At 70.4% G+C, this 22389-nt stretch carries 22 protein-coding genes and 1 tRNA gene; 19 read left to right on the plus strand and 4 right to left on the minus strand.

Annotated features, from left to right (window positions below):
• Window positions 1-36: 36 nt before the first annotated feature.
• From OHS58_RS37895 to OHS58_RS37905, 3 genes are all read left to right on the plus strand, one after another.
• Entirely contained in the window at window positions 37-1530 is a 1494-nt protein-coding gene (locus tag OHS58_RS37895) for a serine/threonine-protein kinase (protein WP_328645612.1), read from the plus strand.
• A 182-nt stretch (window positions 1531-1712) separates the two neighbouring features.
• Complete coding sequence (locus OHS58_RS37900) at window positions 1713-2252, plus strand: DUF2716 domain-containing protein (RefSeq protein WP_326956388.1); 540 nt, start codon at window positions 1713-1715, stop codon at window positions 2250-2252.
• A 43-nt stretch (window positions 2253-2295) separates the two neighbouring features.
• A complete protein-coding gene (locus OHS58_RS37905; protein ID WP_247059795.1) occupies window positions 2296-2697 on the plus strand; it encodes an immunity 7 family protein in 402 nt (133 codons plus the stop codon).
• On the opposite strand, the gene OHS58_RS37910 is transcribed toward OHS58_RS37905, so the two are convergent.
• Entirely contained in the window at window positions 2685-2807 is a 123-nt protein-coding gene (locus tag OHS58_RS37910; protein ID WP_328645613.1) for a hypothetical protein, read from the minus strand. The two genes, OHS58_RS37905 and OHS58_RS37910, sit on opposite strands and share 13 nt — an antisense overlap.
• Window positions 2808-3011: 204 nt before the next feature.
• On the opposite strand from OHS58_RS37910, the gene OHS58_RS37915 reads away from it, so the two are divergent.
• The gene (locus OHS58_RS37915; RefSeq protein ID WP_328645614.1) at window positions 3012-3308 is read left to right on the plus strand and encodes a YiaA/YiaB family inner membrane protein; all 297 of its coding nucleotides are present in this window, start codon (window positions 3012-3014) and stop codon (window positions 3306-3308) included.
• A 46-nt stretch (window positions 3309-3354) separates the two neighbouring features.
• Here the strand turns inward: OHS58_RS37915 and OHS58_RS37920 are convergent, their stop codons facing one another.
• The 3 genes from OHS58_RS37920 to OHS58_RS37930 all read right to left on the minus strand — a co-directional run bounded on the left by OHS58_RS37920 (window position 3355) and on the right by OHS58_RS37930 (window position 5778).
• Window positions 3355-4821 (minus strand): phosphocholine-specific phospholipase C, encoded by a 1467-nt coding sequence (locus OHS58_RS37920; RefSeq protein ID WP_328645615.1) that lies wholly within the window; start codon window positions 4819-4821, stop codon window positions 3355-3357.
• A gap of 101 nt (window positions 4822-4922) precedes the next feature.
• Complete coding sequence (locus tag OHS58_RS37925; protein ID WP_326945528.1) at window positions 4923-5507, minus strand: lytic polysaccharide monooxygenase auxiliary activity family 9 protein; 585 nt, start codon at window positions 5505-5507, stop codon at window positions 4923-4925.
• Between the two features lie 198 nt (window positions 5508-5705).
• Window positions 5706-5778, minus strand: a tRNA-Gly gene (locus OHS58_RS37930).
• 198 nt (window positions 5779-5976) lie between these two features.
• Between OHS58_RS37930 and OHS58_RS37935 the strand changes: the two genes are divergently transcribed.
• The 15 genes from OHS58_RS37935 (at window position 5977) to OHS58_RS38005 (ending at window position 22387) form a co-directional block, all read left to right on the plus strand.
• The gene (locus tag OHS58_RS37935; protein ID WP_328645616.1) at window positions 5977-7545 is read left to right on the plus strand and encodes a sigma-70 family RNA polymerase sigma factor; all 1569 of its coding nucleotides are present in this window, start codon (window positions 5977-5979) and stop codon (window positions 7543-7545) included.
• Between the two features lie 113 nt (window positions 7546-7658).
• Complete coding sequence (locus OHS58_RS37940) at window positions 7659-8099, plus strand: DUF983 domain-containing protein (RefSeq protein ID WP_326945530.1); 441 nt, start codon at window positions 7659-7661, stop codon at window positions 8097-8099.
• Between the two features lie 39 nt (window positions 8100-8138).
• On the plus strand, window positions 8139-8999 hold the full coding sequence (locus OHS58_RS37945) for an Fpg/Nei family DNA glycosylase (RefSeq protein ID WP_326945531.1): 861 nt from the start codon (window positions 8139-8141) through the stop codon (window positions 8997-8999).
• Window positions 9000-9298: 299 nt separating this feature from the next.
• On the plus strand, window positions 9299-10618 hold the full coding sequence (locus OHS58_RS37950; RefSeq protein WP_247059804.1) for a histidine kinase: 1320 nt from the start codon (window positions 9299-9301) through the stop codon (window positions 10616-10618).
• Window positions 10619-10637: 19 nt separating this feature from the next.
• Window positions 10638-11483, plus strand: a complete 846-nt coding sequence (locus OHS58_RS37955) for a S49 family peptidase (protein WP_247059805.1) — start codon at window positions 10638-10640, stop codon at window positions 11481-11483.
• Between the two features lie 98 nt (window positions 11484-11581).
• Window positions 11582-11827, plus strand: coding sequence for a hypothetical protein (locus OHS58_RS37960; RefSeq protein ID WP_328645617.1), 246 nt, complete (start codon window positions 11582-11584; stop codon window positions 11825-11827).
• Between the two features lie 231 nt (window positions 11828-12058).
• Window positions 12059-13657: a long-chain-fatty-acid--CoA ligase gene (locus OHS58_RS37965; RefSeq protein ID WP_328649920.1), complete on the plus strand. Its 1599-nt coding sequence runs from the start codon at window positions 12059-12061 to the stop codon at window positions 13655-13657.
• A gap of 1 nt (window position 13658) precedes the next feature.
• Entirely contained in the window at window positions 13659-14783 is a 1125-nt protein-coding gene (locus tag OHS58_RS37970; RefSeq protein WP_328645618.1) for a TetR/AcrR family transcriptional regulator, read from the plus strand.
• A gap of 117 nt (window positions 14784-14900) precedes the next feature.
• Window positions 14901-16316: a carbohydrate-binding protein gene (locus OHS58_RS37975; protein ID WP_328645619.1), complete on the plus strand. Its 1416-nt coding sequence runs from the start codon at window positions 14901-14903 to the stop codon at window positions 16314-16316.
• A 90-nt stretch (window positions 16317-16406) separates the two neighbouring features.
• Entirely contained in the window at window positions 16407-17243 is an 837-nt protein-coding gene (locus OHS58_RS37980) for a LytR/AlgR family response regulator transcription factor (protein WP_326945536.1), read from the plus strand.
• 13 nt (window positions 17244-17256) lie between these two features.
• Window positions 17257-17778 (plus strand): hypothetical protein, encoded by a 522-nt coding sequence (locus OHS58_RS37985; protein ID WP_247059814.1) that lies wholly within the window; start codon window positions 17257-17259, stop codon window positions 17776-17778.
• 30 nt (window positions 17779-17808) lie between these two features.
• A complete protein-coding gene (locus tag OHS58_RS37990) occupies window positions 17809-19599 on the plus strand; it encodes a sodium/solute symporter (RefSeq protein WP_328645620.1) in 1791 nt (596 codons plus the stop codon).
• 206 nt (window positions 19600-19805) lie between these two features.
• The gene (locus OHS58_RS37995; RefSeq protein ID WP_247059816.1) at window positions 19806-20156 is read left to right on the plus strand and encodes a DUF485 domain-containing protein; all 351 of its coding nucleotides are present in this window, start codon (window positions 19806-19808) and stop codon (window positions 20154-20156) included.
• Entirely contained in the window at window positions 20153-21781 is a 1629-nt protein-coding gene (locus tag OHS58_RS38000) for a solute symporter family protein (RefSeq protein ID WP_326945539.1), read from the plus strand. Before OHS58_RS37995 ends, OHS58_RS38000 begins: the two co-directional genes overlap by 4 nt.
• A gap of 246 nt (window positions 21782-22027) precedes the next feature.
• A complete protein-coding gene (locus OHS58_RS38005; RefSeq protein ID WP_323325508.1) occupies window positions 22028-22387 on the plus strand; it encodes a rhodanese-like domain-containing protein in 360 nt (119 codons plus the stop codon).
• Window positions 22388-22389 lie beyond the last annotated feature (2 nt).

Below are 22389 nucleotides of genomic sequence, written 5' to 3' on the forward strand. Positions count from 1 at the left end.
CGTTAGCATCGGCCCCCGAGCTCAGGGGGGCGACGAATGAGACTTGTCGCGGGCAGGTACGCGATTTCGGCCGAACTGGGCCGGGGCGGAATGGGCGTCGTCTGGCGCGGCGAGGACCAGTTCCTCGGGCGGCCGGTGGCGCTGAAGGAGCTGGCCACGCCGCCGGGCGCGTCGCCGACGCACCTCGAGCGCGTCCTGCGTGAGGCCCGCACGGCGGGGCGGCTGAACCACCCCGGCGTCGTCACGGTCTACGACGTCGTCAGCGAACACGGCGCCACGTTCATCGTGATGGAGCTGGTGATCGCGCCGACGCTGGCCGACGTCGTCGGCCGCGAGGGGCCGCTGGCGAACGACCGCGTCGCCGCGCTCGGCCTGCAGGTTCTGAGCGCGCTGGAAAGCGCGCACGCGGCCGGGATCGTGCACCGGGACGTCAAGCCCAGCAACATCATGGTGCGGCCCGGCGACCGCGTGAAGCTCGCCGACTTCGGCATCGCGCGGGCGATGGACGACCCCGGCCTGACCCAGACCGGCGGCGTCATGGGCTCACCCGGCTACATGCCGCCCGAGCTGTTCGCCGGCGCCGGCCCGTCACCGGCGTCCGACCTCTGGTCGCTCGGCGCGACGCTGTTCCACGCCGCCGAAGGCCGGGCGCCCTTCCAGCGCACGACAACGGCCGCGACGCTGCACGCGATCATGTACGACCGGCCGGTGCTCGAACGCTGCCGCGGCCCGCTCGCCGACGCCGTGCTCGGGCTGCTCACGCAGTCCACTTCGGACCGGTTGACCGCGGCCGGAACGCGGCGCCTGCTGGAATTCGCGCGCACCGGCACGCAGACCCGGGTCGTTGCGCAGACCCGGGTCGTGGAGCCGGCCGACCTGCCGACGACCGCCTTCCAGGCGGTACCCGCCACTGCGGACCGGAAGCGACGGCTGCCGCTGGTGCTGACCGGGGTGGCGGTCGCGGTGATCGCCGCGCTCGGCGCGATCTTCCTGCTCAAGCCGGACAGCTCGACGCCGGTGGCCGCGGGCGCGCCGGGCCCCACGCCGACGTCGTCCGCGCCGCCGACGACCACAAAACACAGCAGCAGCAAGAAACCCACGCCGTCCGCGAGTTCCACCGCGCCGTCGTCGACCGCGGGGAAGCCGGAGCCGGTCAAGGTGCCGCTGGTCCGCTTCCACCACCCGGAAGGCGGCCACTTCAGCGGGACGAAGAAGGTCGGCGCGCCGGCCGGCTTCACCAAGGAAGGCCTCTTCGGGGAGCTGGTCGCGTCCGCCGAGCCCGGCACGCGGAAACTGTTCGCCTGCAAGGTGAAGGACAAGAAGGACTGGTTCACCTCGCCCGACCAGAGCGGCAAGTGCGAGGGCCAGCAGGCGCTCGGCCTGCTCGGCTACGTCTACGCGAACCCGCCGACGTGGTCCGGTTCGCGGGCGCTCTACCGCTGCAACTCGGGCGCGAGCCACTTCGACTCGCTGGACGCCGGCTGCGAGGGCAAGAAGAAGGAATTCCTGCTGGGCTACGTCGTCGTCTGAGCCGTCGGCCGTCACGGACGAAGGCCCCCTGCACAAAGCCGGCCCGCGTGGTGACAACCTGACAGAACCCACCCGGTCGAGTGACACAGTTCGCGATGAGCGGACGAGGACTGGACAAACCGGAGGCCGAACACGAAGCTTTCGCGTGTTCTTTCGTGCCTGGCCAAGTCAGAGGTCGAAAAGTGAATGCAGCCTGGGAAGCCGTCTCCCGCGTCGCCGACGAGCCCGCCTGGTACTGGGTGTACGACAAGCTGGCGTTCTTGCCGAGCACCTACGCCCACGCCTGGCCCGGGTTCCGCGAGCCGGCGCCGTCGCGCACGTGGGACCTGTCGCCCGGCGACCTGGACCGCGGGTCGGCGGAGTTCCGCCTCGGCCCGTACGCGGTCGACGAGCACCAGGTCGCGAGCATCGCGCTGGCCGCGTTCCGCGAGGTTTGCGGCCCGGACGACTGGCTGTGGGCGCTGCACTGGCAGCACCAGTCCTACCGCGTCCGCCCGCACCGGATGACCCCGGGCGCGCGCTGGCCGGTGCCGGTGTTCCCGCGCGCCGACTACCACCTGTTCCTGGCCCCGGACTTCTCCTACGGCACCCTCGGCCACCCGTGGGAGCGCACGCTCTGCGTCTTCGGCGAGCCCCTGGTCTCGGCGTTCGAGCGCCTCGGCGAAGGCGCGCTGGGCAACGTCCTGCGCCGCGACGGGAAGCCGTCCGCGCTGGCCCGCTGAGCCCGGCATCTGCGCTGGTTGATCTATTGCTACCGTTGTGCAGGTGTTCGAATACCACGGCTGGGTGACCATCCAGGCGACCGCGAGCGGCGATGACGACGCGGCGCTCCTGGAGCGCCTGGTCGACCGCGTGCACCGCGCCATCCGCGACGCGGGCGACTTCGACCTGGTCGACCTCCGCTGGAGCGCGGGCATGCCGATGCTCCACTTCGGCGGCTTCGACAAACACGGCGGCGAGCTGGCCCCGGACCTCCTGGAGATGTTCACCAGGGTCGGCGAGCTGGCCGCGGGCTCGTACGGCCTCCTCCACGTCTGGGACGACCAGGACACCGAGCACGACAACGACTTCCGCGTCTACCGCATGGCCCGAGGTCAAGTGACGGAGCGCGAAGACCCACACCTGACCCCGGTGGCCCCGACAGTCCTGGACGTCTACGAGCTGTAGCCGCCGTCCCCGGCCAGCGCCGCCATCGGCACCAGCGCGATCCCCCGCACCAGCGCCGTCCCCGGCACCAGCGCCGCCGCCGGATCCGCTTGTACGGCGCCGTTGTCCACAGGCCCGCTCGAATGTGGACAAGTCCGCCGGATTCCGTCTCGTCCCCCGGCTTTGTCGGCGGCCCCCGATACGCTGGAAGCGGGGCCGCCCCCCAGGGCGGGTGGGGGCTGCTTACGCGCGCGGGGGTTGTGTAGCCGCTTCGCAATGCGGGCTGAGTAGTACTGCTCAAGACACCCGCGGCCCCGTGGCGAGACCGTGGTCACATGACCAAGTCCGGTTCGTCCGCAGCGTCACCCACCACCACCGCGTTCTACGCGCAGGCCGCCCTCTCCTTCGGGCTCGCCCTGGCCGCCGTCACCGGCGGGATCGTGTACCTGCCCGTCAACGGCTGGGTTCGCGGGTTCCTCGCCCTCGGCATGCTCTACCTGGTCACCTCGGCCTTCACCCTCGCCAAGTGCGTGCGGGACAGACAGGACGAGACCTCCGTCGTTTCCCGCGTCGACCAGGCGCGGCTCGACAAGCTGCTCGCCGAGCACGATCCCTACAAATCCACCGTGTAACGGGGAACGGCCACCCTCGCGAAAAGAGGGTGGCCGTCCGCAAAACTCAGTGGCGCGGTACCCGCGGCCGGCCGCCCGGCTCCTGCTTCGGCGGCTTCTGGCCGGTGCCCGGGAACGTCGGCGCCGGCAGGTTCGCCGCCTCGTAGCGCGACAGCGTCAGCGGGCCCGACGTGTCCGGCAGCACCGGCGGCTGGGCCTTGTGGTCGTTGAAGCGGAACGCCGAAGTCATGTCCCCGAAGGTGCTACGCCGCCACTGCGAGATGTTCGGCTCCGCCACGCCCGTCACCTTCTCCAGGAACTGCAGCGTCGACGTGTGGTCGAAGTTCTCGCTGCACACCCAGCCGCCCGCGGTCCAGGGCGAGATGACGATCGCCGGGACGCGGTAGCCCGCGCCGACCGGGAGGCCGTTGCCCGGGGTGCCGCCGGGCGAGGTCTTGGTGACGAACTCGCCCGGCGTGCCCGCGGGCGGCGTCGGCGGGACGACGTGGTCGAACAGGCCGTCGTTCTCGTCGTAGTTGAGGATGAAGACCGTCTTGGCCCAGACTTCCGGGTTCGCCGCGATCGCGTCGATCTTCGACGCGACGAACGCCGCGCCCTCGGCCGGCATGTACTGCGGGTGCTCCGACGCCGTCGAGGTGCAGATGATCCAAGAGACCGTCGGCAGCTTGTCGTTGCGCGCGTCGTACTCGAACTGGCCTTCAGGCCGGTGCGTGAGGCCGTTGACCGCCAGCGGCGAGTCAGCGGGCGCGTTCTTGAAGTTCGCGAAGTTCTCCAGCATGTTGCAGCCGTAGGTGTCGCTCTGCTCGTACACCTTCCAGCTGACGCCGGCCGCCTGCAGCCGCTCCGCGTACGTCGTCCAGGTGTAACCGCCGGCCGGCGCCTTATTGTCGAGGATCGGGCCGCCGTGCTCGCCGTCCGGGTCGATCGTGCCGGTCATCCACATCATCCGGTTCGGCCAGGTCGGGCCGAACACCGAGCAGTGGTAGCTGTCGCAGATCGTGAACGCCTCGGCGAGCGCGAACTGGAACGGCAGGTCCGCGCGGGTGTGGTAACCCATCACGTACGGGCCGTTCTTGCCGTCGGCCTTGCGGTGCGCCGGCAGCCAGCTGTCCATCTTGCCGCCGTTCCAGGCGTCGTGCTGGACCTGCCAGGCGTGCGACGTCGACGGGATCTTCTGCGCGTTGGTCGCGTGCGTGTCGAGGTGGAACGGCAGCGCGTAGCCCGCCGGGTTCTCGGCGTCCGGCTGGTAGAACACCGGCTTGCCGTTCGGCAGCCGCGCGGCGTGCGGGTCACCGAACCCGCGGACGCCTGACAGCGTGCCGAAGTAGTGGTCGAACGAGCGGTTCTCCTGCATCAGCAGCACGACGTGCTCGATGTCCCGCAGCGAGCCGTGCTTCGGGGCGCCCTGGGCGAGCGCGCGCTGGACGTTCGGGGGCATCAGGGTGGCCGCGGCCGCGGTGGCGGCGACCCCGGCAGCAGATCCGAGAAGACGGCGACGAGTCAGTTCGGTCATGGCTGACACCTTCGTTTCCCGGTTGTCACCCGAAAAGGTGGCAACCGGGAACGCGAGCGGAACACGAAGTGAAAACCGCTGCCGAACCGGCACGAACCAGGTCAGAAAGCAACGTCCGAGCACTGGTAGAACGCGTTGGCCGTGTCGGCGATGTCCCAGACGGCGAGGATCATGTGCCGCCCGCTCTTGCCGGACGGCAGCTTGCCGCTGTGCGACACCGAGCTGCCGGGCCGCTGCCCGTTGAAGGGCACGGTCAGGAACGGGGTGGTGTCCAGCTGCGCCCGGGTGAGCGGCGCCGAGGGGTTCCAGCCGTTCTTGGTGACGAAGTACCGGAACGACGTCGTCGCGTGAGACGCGGTCAGCGTCCACTTGAACGTGTAGGTCGCCCCGCTGGTGAGCTTCGTGGTCGGCCAGGTGCCACCGCGCTGGTCGTCGAGTTCGGCGAAGCGCGAGACACCGGCGGAGCAGAGCTTCCCGTCGGCGGGGCCGCCGCTGGGGAAGTTCTTCGGGCCTTCGGTGCTCTGCGGTTCGTACTGGATGGCGCCGCAGTTCGTGACGGCGCCGGTGCTGCACTTGTACGCCCGGCTGGGCGGGGTGGTGGTGTAGCCGTGGCCCCAGGCGACACCGGTGAACAGGAGCGGAAGGGCGAGAGCGGCTGCGACGGCGAGGACGAGCTTCTTGACCATGTGACTCCTCTCACAACAGGTACCCCAGAAGTGTGAAGAATTCACGGCAATGGTTCAGACCACTGTCCGGCCGAACTTCGCGAGCCGGGTACTGGTGCCATTGGTTCAGACAATGAGCCACCCGGCGCAACGAGTTGCGCTCACCGGAACACCCCGGAACGACGAAAGCCCCGCCGAGGCGAGGCTTTCGATCTTGCGAGCGGATGACGGGATTCGAACCCGCGACCCTCACCTTGGCAAGGTGATGCGCTACCAGCTGCGCTACATCCGCGTACAGCGTCCTTGCGGCTGCTGTGAGATGAACTCTATACCCTGCCTGAATTGCTCCGATGAGCGGGTCCCCCGGTGCCCTGACCCGGTGCTTCGGTGTCACAGCTGGCGTACAAGGGGTGACGACGGCTGATTCCCTCCGTATGGTGTCCCCATTCGACCGAATGGGGAGACCTTCGGGGAGGAGGTGCCGGGCCGGATGACCGAGCTGGGCACTGTGCCGCCACCAGCGGCCTCGGAATCCGACGAGCAAGCGCTGCTGCATCGACTTCGAAACGGCGAGGACGCCGCGTTCGGGGAGCTGTTCGAGCTGCACGCCGCCGCCGTCCGGAGACTCGCGCAGAGCTTGGCGTCCGACCGGTCCGAGGCCGAGGACATCACCGCGGAGACGTTCTTCCGCGTGCTGCAGGCCCTGCGCCGCGGCTCCGGTCCCCGGGACTACGTCCGCGCCTACCTGCTCACCGTCGCCCGCCGGGTGTCGTGGGAGTGGCACGGCGCCCGCCGCGACGTCCCGGTCTCCGACGACGAGCTGAACTTCCGCGCCGGCGCCGGGGCGGACACCCACGCCCGCACCGCCGAGCACACGCTGATCACGACCGCGTTCACCAGCCTGCCCGAGCGCTGGCGGACGGTGCTGTGGCAGACCGAGGTCGAGGGCGAGCAGCCCGCCATGGTCGCCACCCACTTCGGGCTGAGCGCCAACGCCACCGCGGCGCTGGCCCGCCGGGCCCGCCAGGGGCTGCGCGCGGCCTACCTGCAGGCCCACCTTTCGGTGAACCGCGGGCCGGACTCGTGCCGCGCGGTCGTCGAGAAGCTCGGCGGCTTCACCGCGGGCAGCGTCACCGGGGCCGAGGCCGAGCGGATCAAGGCGCACCTGCACGGCTGCCCGTCGTGTCGCGCCACCCAGGACGAACTGCGCGACGTCTGCTCGTCGCTGCGCGCGCACGCCGGTGTGCTGGTGCTGCTGGTGCCGGCCGCGGGCGCCGCGGTCAGCGGCAGCGGCGTGCTGGCCGGGCTCGGCGCCACCGTCAAGGGCGTCCTGGTCGGCTCGAAGGTCAAGATCGGGCTCGCGCTGGCGTCGACCGCGGCCGTGGGCGCCGTCGGCGTCGCCGCCGGGCCGGTGCTGTTCGGCTCGACGCCGGTGCAGGACGTCGGGCTGACCGGCGGCGCGCCGGAGCTCGTGGTCGCGCCGCCGAGCGAGACGCACCAGCAGCCACCACCCCAGCCGCAGCAGGACCCGCGGATCGGCATCGGCGTGCTCAACGGCCGCGGCACCGGGATCACCGTCCCGGGCCGGGCGGCCCGCAGCACCGGGCACCGGCAGCTCGGCGCGAACGAGGTGCCGAGCGTCCCGGGCGGCGACGCGCCGGGCGACACCACCTCCGGGGACACCGGCAACGGGACCGGCGGGCTCGTCGCCCCGCGCGACGACGAGGAAGCCCCCTCGACGTTCAGCGCGCCCGACCACTCCTCGACGTCGCCGCGGCTCGACACGGAGACGCCGAGCCCGGACATGACCATCACCGAGTCGAGTGACCCCGACGAGCCGGAGAGCGCCGACGCGCCCGAGCTGTCGCCGACCGGCCGCCCGACGGGTTCGCCGACCGTGACGACCAAGCCGGAGCCCTCCGGCGACGACTCCGCGACCGCGGAACCCTCGACCTCGGTGACGCCGACGTCGGGGAAGCCGTGCCCGAGCAGCAGCACCGAAGTCACCGATTCGGGCGAATCGTCGGATTCGACGGCGTTCGCGTCGTCGGGCTCCTGAACAGCGGTGATCAACTCCGCGTGGCGGGATGTCCGATTCCGCTCTCGCGCGGGTGCGGCCGCGCAAGGTACCGTTGTGCTGCTCATCTTGCGGGCGGCCCGGGAGGCTACTGAATGAACCGGCTGGTGCGCGGCGAAGACGGCCGCGACTGGGTGGTCCGTGCCCAGATGGAATGGCGGGCCCCGGCCACGGCCGACGACTTCGAGCACGACGTCGCGGGCAGCTACGGCCCCGGCATCGCGATGATCGTCGTGACCGCGCTGCTGGCCGTGATCCTCGTGGTCTGGACGCCTGACCAGGTCAGCGTGCCGGCGTGGGTGCTGCTCGCACTGCTGCTGATCATGCTGTTCTTCCCCCTGCGGTGGATCCTGCGCCGGCCGTGGACGGTCGTCGCGGAGACCGAGGGCGACATGACCGGCGACCGGCCGTCCGAGCGCTGGGTCGGCACCATCCGCGGCATGTTCACCGTGCAGGGCGAGGTCAAGAAGATCTCCAAGACCATCCAGCGGCACTCGCTGCCGGACTTCGACGGGCCGCTGCACCCGGTCGAGTAGCCGGTACCGGTTTGCGGCCGAAAGGGTGAGACTGGGGGCATGCCCGAGCTACCCGAGGTCGAAGCGCTGGCCCACTTCCTGCGGGAGAACGCGGTCGGCCGGACGATCTTCCGGATCGATGTCGCATCGTTGAGCGTGCTGAAGACGGCCACCCCGCCGTGGACCGACCTGCACGGCCGCGAGATCACGGGCGCGACCCGGCACGGCAAGCACCTCGACGTCGTCGCCGGCGACCTGCACCTGGTCGTCCACCTGGCCCGCGCGGGCTGGCTGCGCTGGTCGGACGGGCTGGCCGCGACCCCGCTCAAGCCGGGCAAGGGCCCGATCTCGCTGCGTGTGCACCTCGAGGCCGCCACCGGGCCGGGGTTCGACCTGACCGAGGCCGGCACGAAGAAGGGTCTCGCGGTGTGGATCGTCAAGGACCCGCAGGAGATCGCGAGCGTCGCCCGCCTCGGCCCGGACGCGCTGGCGCTGGACGCCACGCAGCTGCGGGAGCTGTTCGCCGGGAGGAACACCCGGCTGAAGTGGGCGCTGACCGACCAGTCGCTGCTCGCCGGCATCGGCAACGCCTACTCCGACGAGATCATGCACCGCGCGAAGCTTTCGCCGTACGCCACGATCGGCAAGCTCGACGAAGGCGCGCTGGAGGTCCTCGCCGAGGCGATCCACGAGATCGAGTCCGACGCCGTCGAGCGCTCGGTCGGCCAGAAGGCGGCGCGGCTCAAGGGCGAGAAGCGGTCGGGCCTGCGCGTGCACGCCCGCACCGGGCTGCCGTGCCCGGTCTGCGGCGACACGATCCGCGAGATCTCCTTCGCCGACAAGTCGTTCCAGTACTGCCCGACCTGCCAGACGGGCGGCAAGCCGCTGGCCGACCGCCGGATGTCCCGCCTGCTGAAGTAGCGCCGGCGGCGCGTGACACGTGTGGTCACGGCGTCACGGTCCGGATTCCCCCGTTCGGCCGCACGTGCTGCGCCACCGCGCGTGCGACCTCGGCGGCCCGTCGGCCGGTGCCCGCCGAAAGGGCGTTCTTCCTGGTCATATCCCCGGATGTGGTGGAACAAGACGCCGCGTCCGCGTGTTGCGCACGGTGACCGGGGTGGCCGTTGTCCGACTCTTAGTAGGGTCATTCCCACCCTCGGTCGTCACGTTTGAACAGAAAGTGGGATCAGGCCTTGCACCCGGTTGGTCGAGCGCAGAGCATGGACGCCGTGTCCGGGTTTCCGCTTGCGCAGATCGTTCCGTGGGGCCTCGCGGTGCTGCTCGGCATCGCGGTGATCGTGCTGCTGTTCAAGCAGCGGAAGCCGGCCAGCGTCGTCGAGGACGCCATGCTGCAGGCGGTCCACCGGATGTCGAAAGCCGCGCCGAACCTCCGCTCGGGCCTGGACGAGGACGCCGCCGACAAGATCACCACCCAGCTGCTGCAGATGCTCGACTGCGTCGCCGTCGGCATCACCGACAGCGAGGGCACGCTGCTGTCGTGGGACGGCGAGGCGAACGAGCACTACGTCGACCTCGTCGACGCGATCAGCGCGGCCATCCGCAAGCACCGCCGGGAGGTCGTCGCGCACGACCGGATGCCCTGCAACCACCGCGGCACCTGCCGGATGAAGACCGCCGTGATCGTGCCGCTGCTGGTGGAGGGCGAGACCGAGGCGGCGCTGATCGTCGTCGGCCGGACCCGCGGGCGGCTGGTGCAGATGGCCGACGCCGTCGCGCAGTTCGTCTGCACGCAGTTCGAGCTGTCCCGGCTCGACGAGTCGAAGCAGCAGTTACAGCAGGCTGAGATCAAAGCGCTGCGTGCGCAGATCTCGCCGCACTTCGTCTACAACGCGCTGAACACCATCTCCGCGCTGATCCGCACGGACCCCGAAGAGGCGCGAGAGCTGCTTCAGGACTTCGCCGACTTCACGCGCTACTCGTTCCGTTCGTCGGGCATGTTCACCTCGCTCGCCGAGGAGCTGCGCAACATCGACCGCTACCTGACCATCGAGAACGCCCGCTTCGGCGGGCGGCTCGAGGTGCGGATGAAGATCGCGCCCGAGGTGCTCAGCGTCGTCGTGCCGTTCCTGATCATCCAGCCGCTGGTCGAGAACGCGGTCAAGCACGGCCTGGCCAGCAAGCCCAGCGGCGGCTGCGTCACGGTGATCGCGCAGGACTACGGCACCGAGGCGCTGATCAGCGTCGAGGACGACGGCATCGGCATGGACCCGCGGCGGCTGAAGGACGTCAAGAACGCGCACAGCGCCGGCGCCCACGTCGGGCTCGGCAACATCAGCCAGCGGATGCAGCAGGTGTTCGGCAGCGACTACGCGGTGATGGTCGAGACGGCGCCCGGCGCCGGCATGAAGGTGACGCTGCGGGTGCCGAAGTTCGTCCCCGGCGTCCGCCCGAACATGCCGGACTACAGCTCCGACAACGACAGCGCCGACGTCCCGTCGCAGGGCGTTCCGGCGCAGCTCAACGGCGCCGAGGCGAACGGCGTCAACGGCACCCGGTCCGGCATCCTCCCCATGGGCTGAATCCGGCTAGCCTGGCCTTATGAGCGTTACGGACAAGCTGGCTTCGCGGATCCCGGGTCTGGCCGACCGGGTCGAGCGCAAGGACGTCGTGGCCGTGGTGAAGCTGCACGGGGTGATCACGCCGTCGCCGTCACCGCTGGCCAGGGGCGCGATCAACCTCAACGCGGTCGAGTCCGCGCTGACCAGGGCGTTCGGCCACGAGCGGCTCAAGGCCGTCGCGCTGCTGATCAACTCGCCGGGTGGCGCGCCGACGCAGTCCGGCCTGGTCGCCGAGCGGATCCGGCAGCTGGCCGACGAGAAGGGCGTGCCGGTCCTGGCGTTCTGCGAGGACGTCGCCGCTTCCGGCGGCTACTGGCTGGCCTGCGCGGCCGACGAGATCTACGCGCACCGGACGTCGATGGTCGGCTCGATCGGCGTGATCAGCGGCGGCTTCGGCTTCACCGGGCTGCTGGAGCGCTTCGGCATCGAGCGCCGGCTGCACACGGCGGGCGCGAACAAGTCGCGCCTCGACCCGTTCTCGCCGGAGAAGCCCGAAGACGTCGAGTGGCTGAAGAAGATGCACACCCAGCTCCACGACCTGTTCGTCAGCTGGGTGAAGGACCGCCGCGGCGACCGCTTGACCGACACGGAGGACCTCTTCACCGGCGACGTCTGGCTCGGCGCGAAGGCCGTCGAGCTGGGCCTGATCGACGGCCTCGGCAGCCTCCGCCAGATCATTACCGAGCGCTACCCGGAAGCCGACATCTCGGTAGCCGAACCGAAGCGCCCCCTGCTGGCCCGCCTCGGCATCGGCGCCCCGGCCGCCGCATCCGCGGTGCTGGACGCCGTGACGCAGAAGGCCGCCTGGTCCCGCTTCGGTCTCTGAACGAGCTTCAGCTCATCGGTCTCGGGCGTCGGAAGGCTCGGTGGCCGCGGCGCGCGCTGCGCAACGTGCGGGCGCACCTGCCGCACGACGTGGCGGCGATGGCTCTTCTCGAAGAGTTTCCGTGGGTGGACGTCCTGCCCGAGGCGGCGCAGGCGCAGTTCGTCCACGACTTCGCGCGCGCCTTCCAGGCTTCCGCGGAACTCGGGCAGTGGTCGGTCCTCGCCCAGACGATCACGGAGTGGCGCAGCACCGCCGCCATTCACGCCGATCCGGTACTCGCCGGCAAGCTCAGCGGCCCGATCGAGGAGGACTTCGGTCCCGTCCCGGGCCCCACGGACGTCTGAGCGATGCCTAGGCGGCGAAGGCTGGGAAACCCTCTGTCAGTCCGCGAAGTCCACCACGCGGCAGGTATGGATCGGCCTCGCCGAACGCCCACCGCTCCGGACATTCCGGCGCACCGGCGCAAGCCGAAGGGCGCCTCCGCCACGCGTGAGAAGGCCGCCTGGTCCCGCTTCGGTCTCTGACCCCCTTCCTCGACGGCTCTCGTGGCCGTCGAGGTCTGGTCTCCTAAGTGAATCGGCGCTAGGCTATGTGAATCAGCGCTAGGGGACCGGACCGCAAAGGAGCGGCGGATGCACCTCACGCAGACCCTTCACCAGGCCGTGCAGCAAGGGCCGGACCGGCCGATGACCGAGTTCGGCGAGCGGGTCCGGACCGTCGGCGAGGTCGCCGGGCGCGTGGCCCGGTTCGCCGGGGCGCTCAAGGAGCTCGGTGTCGGCGCCGGTGACCGCGTCGGGATCCTCGCTCTCAACTCCGATCGCTACCACGAGTACCTCCTGGCGACGCCGTGGGCGAACGCCGTGCTCAACCCGATCAACATCCGCTGGAGCCCGGCGGAGATCGCCTACTCGCTCACCGAATCCGACACGCGCGTGCTGCTCGTCGACGACGCCTTCGTCCCGATGGTGCCGAAGCTGCGCGAAGCCGGCGTGACCACGGTCGTCCACATCGGCGAGACGTCGACGCCGGACGGGATGCTGGGCTACGAGGACCTCGTCGCCGGCGCCGATCCGGTCGACGACGCGCGTCGCGGGGGTGACGACCTGCTCGGCGTCTACTACACCGGCGGCACCACGGGCACGCCCAAGGGTGTCATGCTCAGCCACCGCAACCTGCTGACGTCGGCGCTGGGCAGCCTCGCCACCGGCCGGTTCCTCACCGCCCGCGGCAAGCTGCTGCACGCCGCGCCGATGTTCCACCTGGCCGACGGCGCGGCCTGGGCTGCCGGGCAGCTCGTCGGCGCCACGCACGTGATCGTCCCGATGTTCACCCCGGCCGGGGTGCTCGAGGCGATCAGCGGCCGGGGCGTCACGGACACGCTGCTGGTGCCGACGATGATTCAGCTGCTCGTCGACCACCCGGACGTCGCGAAGCACGACCTGACGTCGATGAAGCACGTCGTTTACGGCGCTTCGCCGATCTCCGAAGCCGTGCTCGACCGCGCCCGGAAAGCCTTTCCCGGTGCGGGTTTCGTGCAGGCGTACGGCATGACGGAGCTCTCGCCGGTCGCGACGCTGCTGTCCGCCGAGGACCACGACGACCCGGCGCTGCGCCGGGCCGCCGGGCGGGCCGCGCCGCACGCCGAGGTGCGGATCGTCGACGTCGACGACGTCGAGGTGCCGCGCGGCAGCGTGGGCGAGATCGTCTGCCGCGGCGACCACGTGATGCTCGGCTACTGGAACCGCCCCGAGGAGACGGCGACCGCGTTGCGCGGCGGCTGGATGCACACCGGCGACGGCGGCTACATGGACGAGCGCGGCTACGTCTTCGTCGTCGACCGGATCAAGGACATGATCGTGTCCGGCGGCGAGAACGTGTACTCGGCCGAGGTGGAGAACGCGCTCGCGAAGCACCTGTCCGTCGCCGCGTGCGCGGTGATCGGCGTGCCGGACGAGCGGTGGGGCGAGCGGGTGCACGCCGTCGTCGTGCTGCTCGACGGCCGGGAGGCGACCGGCGACGAACTGCGTGACTTCTGCCGCGAGGCCATTGCGGGCTACAAGGTGCCGCGCACGTTCGAGTTCACCGACGCCCTGCCGATGTCCGGCGCGGGCAAGATCCTCAAGCGCGAGCTGCGCAAGCGGCACTGGACCGACGGCGACCGCGGGGTCCACTGAGTTGTCCGCACCCGCCCGCGGCACCCGGCCGCGCAACCGCCGCGCGCTGATCGTGGCCGCGGCCGCCGCGCTGTTCGTCCGCCGCGGCTACCCGCACGTCGCGATGGGCGACATCGCCGACGCCGTCGCGATCGGCCCGTCGGCGCTGTACCGGCACTTCCGCGGCAAGCAGGAACTGCTCGCCGCGGTGGTCGAAGACGCTTTGACCGCGCTCGCCGTCACCGACTTCGCCGACCTGGCGGCCGGTGCGCTCGACCGGCGCGACGTCGGCATCCTGTGGCAACGCGAGTCCCGCCACCTCGAACCGGCCGAGCGTCACCGCCTCGGCGAGCCACTGCGGCGGCTGGCCGGGCAGCTCACCGGGCAGCTGCGCGACCGGCGCCGGGAGCTGACCGTCGACCAGGCCGGGCTGCTGGCCTGGTCGGTGCTCGCGGTGCTGGTCAGCGTCTCCTTCCAGCGCGTCGACCTGCCGCGCCCGGCCTACGACGAGCTGATGACGTCGCTGGCCGGCGCGGTCGCCGCCGCCGATCTCCCGGACCTGGGGGAACGCACGGCCGCCCCGGTCGCCGAGCCGGCGAACCGGCGGGCGCTGCTGCTGACGACCGCGACCCGGCTCTTCGCCGAGCGCGGCTTCCACAGCGTGGCCATCGAGGAGGTCGGCGCGGCGGCCGGGATCACCGGGCCGAGCGTCTACCACCACTTCGAGAGCAAGGCCGAGCTGCTGATGACGGCCCTGCGCACCGGGGCCGACGCACTCGGCGACGGCTTGCGGACGGCGTCGTTGCCCGCCCTGCTGCGGTCGTACGCCGGGTACTCGCTGGCCCACCACGACGTCGTCGACCTGCTGATCACCGAGGTCGGGCTGCTGCCCGAACCCGAGCGGCACGAGCTGCGCCGCACTCAGCGCGAGTACGTCGAGGCGTGGGTCCGGCTGCTGCTCGACGGCCACCCGGACCTCGGCGCGGACCCGGCGCGCGTGCGGGTCCAAGCCGCGCTCACGGTGGTCAACGACGTCGCCCGGACGCCGCACCTGCGCACGCTGCCGGGGGTCGAGGACGCTCTCGGCGTCGTCGGATCGGCCCTGTTGGAACTGTCCGTTTCGAGTACTTCAGGGCAGACTTTGTGACCTGTATCACTCTTGCTTCGTAACGCCCCTGGCGATCACTCCGCCCGGGGAGGTCTCCTCGTCACGGGCTTTGTTGTGACCCGCAACAAATCCGGTTCGACGAGGAGGTCGTCCCCGATGCCCCACCTCTCCCGCACCTCGACACGGTTGGCCCTCGGCGCTCTGGCCGGCGCCGCGCTCATCGCCATCCCGCTCACCTTGCCCGCGTCGGCGTCCATCCCGCCACCGGAGTCCGGCTGGACGACGGTGTTCGCCGACGACTTCACCGGCGGCTCCGGCGCCTTGCCATCCGGTTCGAACTGGATCATCGACACCGGCCACGCCTACCCCGGCGGCCCCGGCAACTGGGGCACCGGCGAGATCCAGAACTACACGTCGAGCACGTCCAACCTCGCCCTCGACGGCTCCGGCAACCTCCGCATCACGCCGTTGCGCGACGGCGCGGGCAACTGGACGTCCGGGCGGATCGAAACCCAGCGCACCGACTTCAAGCCGCCGGCGGGCGGGGTGATGCGGATCGAGAGCCGCATCCAGATGCCCAACGTCACCGGCGCCGCCGCGCTCGGCTACTGGCCGGCCTTCTGGGCGCTCGGCGGCCCGTACCGCGGCAACTGGTGGAACTGGCCCGCCATCGGCGAGTTCGACATCATGGAGAACGTCAACGGGATCAACTCCGTCTGGGGCGTCATGCACTGCGGCGTCAACCCCGGCGGCCCGTGCAACGAGACCACCGGCATCGTCAACAACCGGGCCTGCCCGGGCGCGACCTGCCAGGCCGGCTTCCACACCTACCGCTTCGAATGGGACGCGAGCGTCAGCCCGCAGGTGTTCCGCTGGTTCGTCGACGGGCAGCAGTTCCACTCGGTCAGCCAGAACCAGGTCGACGCCACGACCTGGGCCAACATGACGAGCCACGCCGGCTACTTCGTGCTGCTGAACGTCGCCATCGGCGGCGCGTTCCCCAACAACAACTCCGGCACCACGACGCCGGGCGCGGGGATCGTGCCGGGGCACCCGATGGTCGTCGACTACGTCACCGTGAGCACCCGCGGCTCCGGCGGTGGCGGCACGACCACCCCGACGACACCACCGACCACGACCACGACGCCGCCGTCCGGTGGGAGCAGCGCGTACAGCACCATCCAGGCCGAGTCGTACACCCAGCAGAACGGCCTGGCCAAGCAGACGACCACCGACACCGGCGGCGGCCAGAACATCGGCCCGGCGGGCAACGGCGACTGGGCGCTCTACCCGGGCGTCGACTTCGGGAGCAGCGCGGCGACGAACTTCCAGGCGCGCGTGGCGTCCGGTGCCGCGAACGGGGTCAGCGGATTGGTGGAAGTCCGGCTGGACAGCTTGTCCAACGCACCGATCGGGAGCTTCGCTGTCGGCCGCACGGGCGGTTGGCAGACCTGGCGGACGGTGCCGGCGAACACCAGCGCCGTGACGGGCGTGCACAACGTGTACCTGACGTTCACGAGCGGCCAGCCCGCCGACTTCGTGAACCTCAACTGGTTCACCTTCGTGCATTGAGACGAGGGACCCGCGGGCGGCGCCACCGCCCGCGGGTGCCTCTCACTTCAGGCGGACGGGGGCTGGACATTGCACTCGGCAATGGGCAGGATGCGTTTCACTGTGAGTGCTCACGATGACACCCGGAAGCTCGTGGTCCTGGCTGTGGACGACGAGCCTCGAGGTCTGGACGAACTCGTCCACTGCCTGCGCAACAGCCCGCACGTGGCGAAGGTGTTCCCGGCGATCGACGCGTCGGAGGCACTGAGGCTGCTGTCGACCGACGACCCGAGGCTACGCGAGCGCAAGGAGCGTGGCCTGCCGATCGTCGACGCCGTCTTCGCGGACATCGACATGCCCGGGTTGTCCGGGATGGAGATGTCGCGGGTGTTCGCCGCGCTCCGGCCCTCGCCCGCGCTGGTGTTCGTCACCGGGCACGCCGAAGAGGCCGTCAACGCCTTCGACCTCGGCGCGCTCGACTACGTGCTCAAGCCGTACCAGCAGGACCGCCTCGACCGCGCGATCACGCGCGTCATCGAAAAGCTGGCCTCGGCCGCGGCGCCGGCCGCCGGTGCCGTCGGCGGCGAGCCCGGCGTCAAGAACGACGACGAGGTCATCCCGGTCGAGCTGGCCGGCACCACCAAGCTCATCCCGCGCTCCTCGGTCCGCTGGGTCGAGGCCCAGGGCGACTACGCGCGGTTGTTCACCACCGAAGGCAGCCACCTGGTCCGCATCCCGCTGGCGCAGCTCGAGGAGCGCTGGGAGAAGGCCGGGTTCGTCCGGATCCACCGGTCGTTCCTCGTCGCGCTGCCGCTCATCACCGAGCTGCGGATGGGCCAGGGCGGCTACCAGGTCGTGATCGGCAACGAGGAGAAGGTGCTGCCGGTCAGCCGGCGGCACACCCGGGCCCTGAAGGACCGGCTGGTCGGTTCGGGCCGGAACGGCTGAGCCGGGACCGGTCATGACCGAAGACTTCTACGACCGCCGCGCGAACGGCGTGCGCGAGCCCGATCCGACGCTCGGCCGGCGCCCGCAGCGGCCGCTGCCGCAGCCGTCCGAGCAGGCCGTCGTCGAGCCGTTGCCACCCGCGCCGGACGAGCCGGCGAAGCACGAGCAGCACGCGAAACCCAAGCGCGAACGCGTGATCCTGAGCGACCCGAAGCGCGGCGCCGGCACCCTGCGGGCCCGCGTCGAGCTGGAGGAACAGACCAGCTGGGGGAAGCTGCTCGTCCGGGACCACCTGGTGAAGGTGCAGCTGCGGACGGCGCTGCTGCTGTCGCTGCTGGTCGTCGTGGTGTTCGGCTCGCTGCCGGTGCTGTTCTACCTGCTTCCCGGGTTCTCCCGGCTGAGCCTGGCGGGCATCCCGGTGGCGTGGCTGATCCTCGGCGTGCTGCCGTTCCCGTTCCTGTTCGGCGTCGGCCTCTGGTACAACCGGCTGGCCGAGCGCAACGAGCGCGCCTTCGTGGACATGATCGAAAACTAGTTTCGCGCCTCCCCGTGCGAGGATTCCTCCGTGCAGCTGAACCCGTGGGCGTTGACCGGCATCGTGCTGGTCGCCGTGGTGACGTTCTACCTCGGTCACCGCTCTTCGCGGTCCGCCACGAGCACGCACGACTTCCTGGTCGCGCGGCGCACCGTGCGGTCGCGGCGCAACGCGGCCGCCATCTCCGGTGAGTACCTGTCCGCGGCGTCGTTCCTCGGCATCGCCGGCATCGTGCTCAAGGAGGGCGCCGACGCTCTGTGGTTCCCGATCGGCTTCACCGCCGGTTACCTCGCGCTGATGCTCTTCGTCGCCGCGCCGCTGCGGCGCTCCGGCGCGTACACGCTGCCGGACTTCCTCGAGATGCGGCTCGGCTCGATCGGCCTGCGCCGGTTCTCCACTGCGTTCGTCGTGTTCATCGGGATCCTCTACATGGTCCCGCAGCTGCAGGGCGCCGGGCTGACGCTCGCGACGATCCTGCCGGTGCCGGCCTGGGCGGGCGCCGTCGTCGTGATGGTCCTGGTGGCGTTCAACGTGATCGCCGGCGGGATGCGCGCGATCACCGTCGTCCAGGCGTTCCAGTACTGGCTCAAGCTGTTCGCGATCTCGGTGCCCGCGTTCGTGCTGTGCATGGTGTTCTTCTCCGGCGGCGGCCCGGACGGCTTCCGCCCGCTCGGCACGGCCGCCCCGCCGGTGTTCACCACCGACACCACGGTGGACGTCCAGGCCGACGTCACCCTGCACGTCACCTCCGACACGTTCCTCTACGCGTACGGCTTCGCGGACAACGGCCCGGCCGCCGGGCCGACGCACTGGACCCCGCTGGCCCCGCACACGGTCGCCGAAGGCACCAAGCTGAAGTTCCTGGCCGGCACGCCGGTGCCGGTGGTCGCCGACGCCGTCGCCGACAACGGGAACTGGCTGCACCCGGGGTCGGGCAGCCTGACCGACCTGCTCCAGACGTACTCGCTGATGTTCGCGACGTTCCTCGGCACCATGGGCCTGCCGCACGTGCTGGTCCGCTTCTACACCAACCCCGACGGCAAGGCCGCGCGCCGGACCACCGTGCACGTCCTACTGCTGCTCGGCCTGTTCTACCTGTTCCCGACGCTGCTGGGCGCGCTGTCCCGGATGTACGTGCCGGAGCTGCTGGTCACCGGCAAGACGGACGCGGCGATCCTGCGGCTGCCCTCGGCGATGCTGCCGGGCGTCAGCGGCCAGATCCTCGGCGCGGTCACCGCGGCCGGCGCGTTCGCGGCGTTCCTGTCCAGCACGTCCGGGCTGCTGGTGAGCGTGGCCGGCGTGGTGTCGACGGACCTGCTGCCCGGCCGGGTGCGCGACTTCCGCGTGGCGACCGTGCTGGTCGCGCTGTTCCCGGTCGCCCTGGCCGTGCTGTTGCGGCCGGAGGATCTCTCGCTGTCGGTGGGGATGACGTTCGCGCTCGCGGCGTCGACGTTCAGCCCGCTGCTCGTGCTGGGCATCTGGTGGCGCAAGCTGTCCTGGCCCGGTGCGCTGGCCGGGATGTTCGTCGGCGGTGGCCTGGTGCTGGCCGCGCTGGTCGTCAACATCGTGAGCGGCTACACCGGGGGCTGGGCGCCGTGGTTCGCCGCCCAGCCGGCGCTGATCACCGTGCCGGTCGCGTTCGTCACGACGTACCTCGTCAGCCGCGTCACGGGCTACGGTCGCCCGGACCACGTGCACGACATCATGCTGCGCCTACACGCTCCGGACCCGCTCGGCTTCATGCACGACCGCGCTGTCGCCCGATTCGGTCAAGCCGAGGAGAAGACCCGGGTCGCCGGTCGGGGACGGCACCGCAAGTAATTCGCTGACTCGCCGTGAGAACGCATTACCTGATCGAGTGATCACCCGTCCGCTAAACGGACATCCCACACGAATCTCAAGCGGATTTTCTACAGAAGGTCAAGCGCCCGATTGGGGGCTTACCAACCACGCCGTTAACTCTTTACGGTCCGTTGGCTTCAAACAGTACGGACAGTACGAAAAAACGGGAAAGGTGGAGATCTTCTGTGAGCAGCACCGAGGAAGACGTCGGTGGCGCGGAGTCGCAGACCGAGTGGGAGAGGATCCAGGAAAGCCCCGAGTTCACCGGCCTGCGCCGGCGGTTGCGCGTCTTCGTGTTCCCGATGACGGCGTTGTTCCTGCTCTGGTACCTGCTCTACGTCCTGCTCGCCGACTACGCGCACGGGTTCATGAGCACCAGGTTGTCCGGCAACATCACCGTCGGGCTGGTCTTCGGCCTGCTGCAGTTCGTGTCGACGTTCGTCATCACGGGGCTGTACGTGCGCTACGCCAACCGGAAGCTCGACCCGGTGGCCGACGAGATCCGCGCGAGCATCGAAGGAGACCCCGGCCGATGAACCTCGCCGCGGGCGTGGAGGGTTCCAACTCCACCCTCAACATCATCATCTTCCTGGTCTTCGTCGCGATCACGCTGGTGATCGTGTTCCGGGCCAGCCGCAACACCAAGACGGCGTCCGACTACTACGCCGCCGGGCGAGCGTTCACCGGCCCGCAGAACGGCATCGCGATTTCCGGTGACTATCTTTCGGCGGCGTCGTTCCTCGGCATCGCGGGCGCGATCGCGGTCAACGGCTACGACGGCTTCCTCTATTCGATCGGCTTCCTGGTCGCCTGGCTCGTCGCGCTGCTGCTGGTCGCGGAACTGCTGCGCAACACCGGCAAGTTCACGATGGGCGACGTGCTCGCGTTCCGGATGAAACAACGTCCGGTCCGCGCCGCGGCGGCCGTCTCGACGCTGGCCGTTTCGTTCTTCTACCTGCTCGCGCAGATGGCGGGCGCGGGTGGTCTGGTCAACCTGCTGCTCGGCATCGACAGTGAGCTCGGGCAGGACCTGGTGATCGCCGTGGTCGGCGTGATCATGATCCTGTACGTCTTGATCGGCGGCATGAAGGGCACCACCTGGGTGCAGATCATCAAGGCCGCGCTGCTGATCGTCGGCGCGTTCGCGATGACGCTGTGGGTGCTGGGGAAGTACGGCTTCAACCTGTCCGACCTGTTCCAGGCCGCCGTCGACAAGGGCGGCAAGGGCGGCGCGGCGCTGCTCGACCCGGGCAAGCAGTACGGCAAGACCGGCACGACCAAGCTGGACTTCCTGTCGCTCGGCGTCGCGCTGGTGCTGGGCACCGCGGGCCTGCCGCACGTGCTGATGCGCTTCTACACGGTCCCCACGGCCAAGGACGCCCGGCGCTCGGTGGTCTGGGCCATCGTGCTGATCGGCATCTTCTACCTGTTCACGCTGGTGCTGGGCTACGGCGCCGGCGCGATCGTCGGGCCGGAGAAGATCGCGAAGGCCCCGGGCACGACGAACTCCGCGGCGCCGCTGCTGGCGCTGGAGCTGGGCGGCCCGGTGCTGCTCGGGTTCATCTCCGCGGTCGCGTTCGCCACGATCCTCGCGGTCGTCGCGGGCCTGACGATCACGGCGTCGGCGTCCTTCGCGCACGACGTCTACGCCAGCGTGGTGAAGCGGGGCAAGCCGTCGCCGGGCTCGGAGGTGCGCGTCGCGCGGATCACCGCGCTGGTGATCGGCGCGGTCGCGATCGTCGGCGGCATCCTGGCGAAGACGCAGAACGTGGCGTTCCTCGTGGCCCTGGCGTTCGCGGTGGCGGCGTCGGCGAACCTGCCGACGATCCTGTACTCGCTGTTCTGGAAGCGGTTCAACACCCAGGGCGCGCTGTGGTCGATCTACGGCGGCCTGCTGGTGACGATCGTGCTGATCGTGTTCTCGCCGGCGGTCTCCGGGAAGCCGGTGGACGCCAAGACGGGCAAGAGCGCGTCGATGATCCAGGGCGTCGACTTCCACTGGTTCCCGCTCGACAACCCGGGGCTGTTCTCGATCCCGATCGCGTTCTTCCTCGGCTGGCTGGGCACGGTCCTGTCGAAGGAGCACAACAAGAAGAAGTACGCCGAGATGGAGGTCCGGGCCTTGACGGGCGCGGGCGCCGAAAAAGCCGTCTCGCACTAGCTCCACGCCACGAAGGGGGCCTTCCGCACTGGCGTGCGGAAGGCCCCCTTCGCCGTGTCGCCCCGCCAATCACGCGAGATCCGCCCCCAATCACGCGAGATCCGTCTCCGATCACGCGAGATCCGGGTTCCGGCACCCGGATCCGGCCGCGCTTTCCGGCACGAACGGCCCGTTCGCGCCTCTTCCGTCGCGAACGGGCCGTTCGTACGCACACCTCACACGCGGGCAACGCCCTGACATGGCAGCATGGTCAACGTGGTGAGCCCCGCTGAACTGCCGACCGCCGAGGTCCGCGACCTGCCCCAAGACGGTCTCGTGCTGCTTGACGTCCGCGAGGACGACGAGTGGGCCGCCGGGCACGCGCCCGGCGCCGTGCACATCCCGATGGGGGAGCTCCCGGCCCGCGTCGGCGAGCTGACCGACCTGCCCGACGACCAGCCGATCCACGTGATCTGCCGCAGCGGCGGCCGGTCCGCCCGGGCGACGGCGTGGCTGAACCAGAGCGGCTGGGACGCGGTGAACGTCGCCGGCGGCATGGGCGCGTGGCACCGCGAAGGGCGGCCGATGGTCGGCGAGCACCCCGGCATCGATCCCGAAGTGATCTAGCC

It is taken from the genome of Amycolatopsis sp. NBC_00348 (assembly GCF_036114655.1).
Lineage (GTDB): Bacteria > Actinomycetota > Actinomycetes > Mycobacteriales > Pseudonocardiaceae > Amycolatopsis.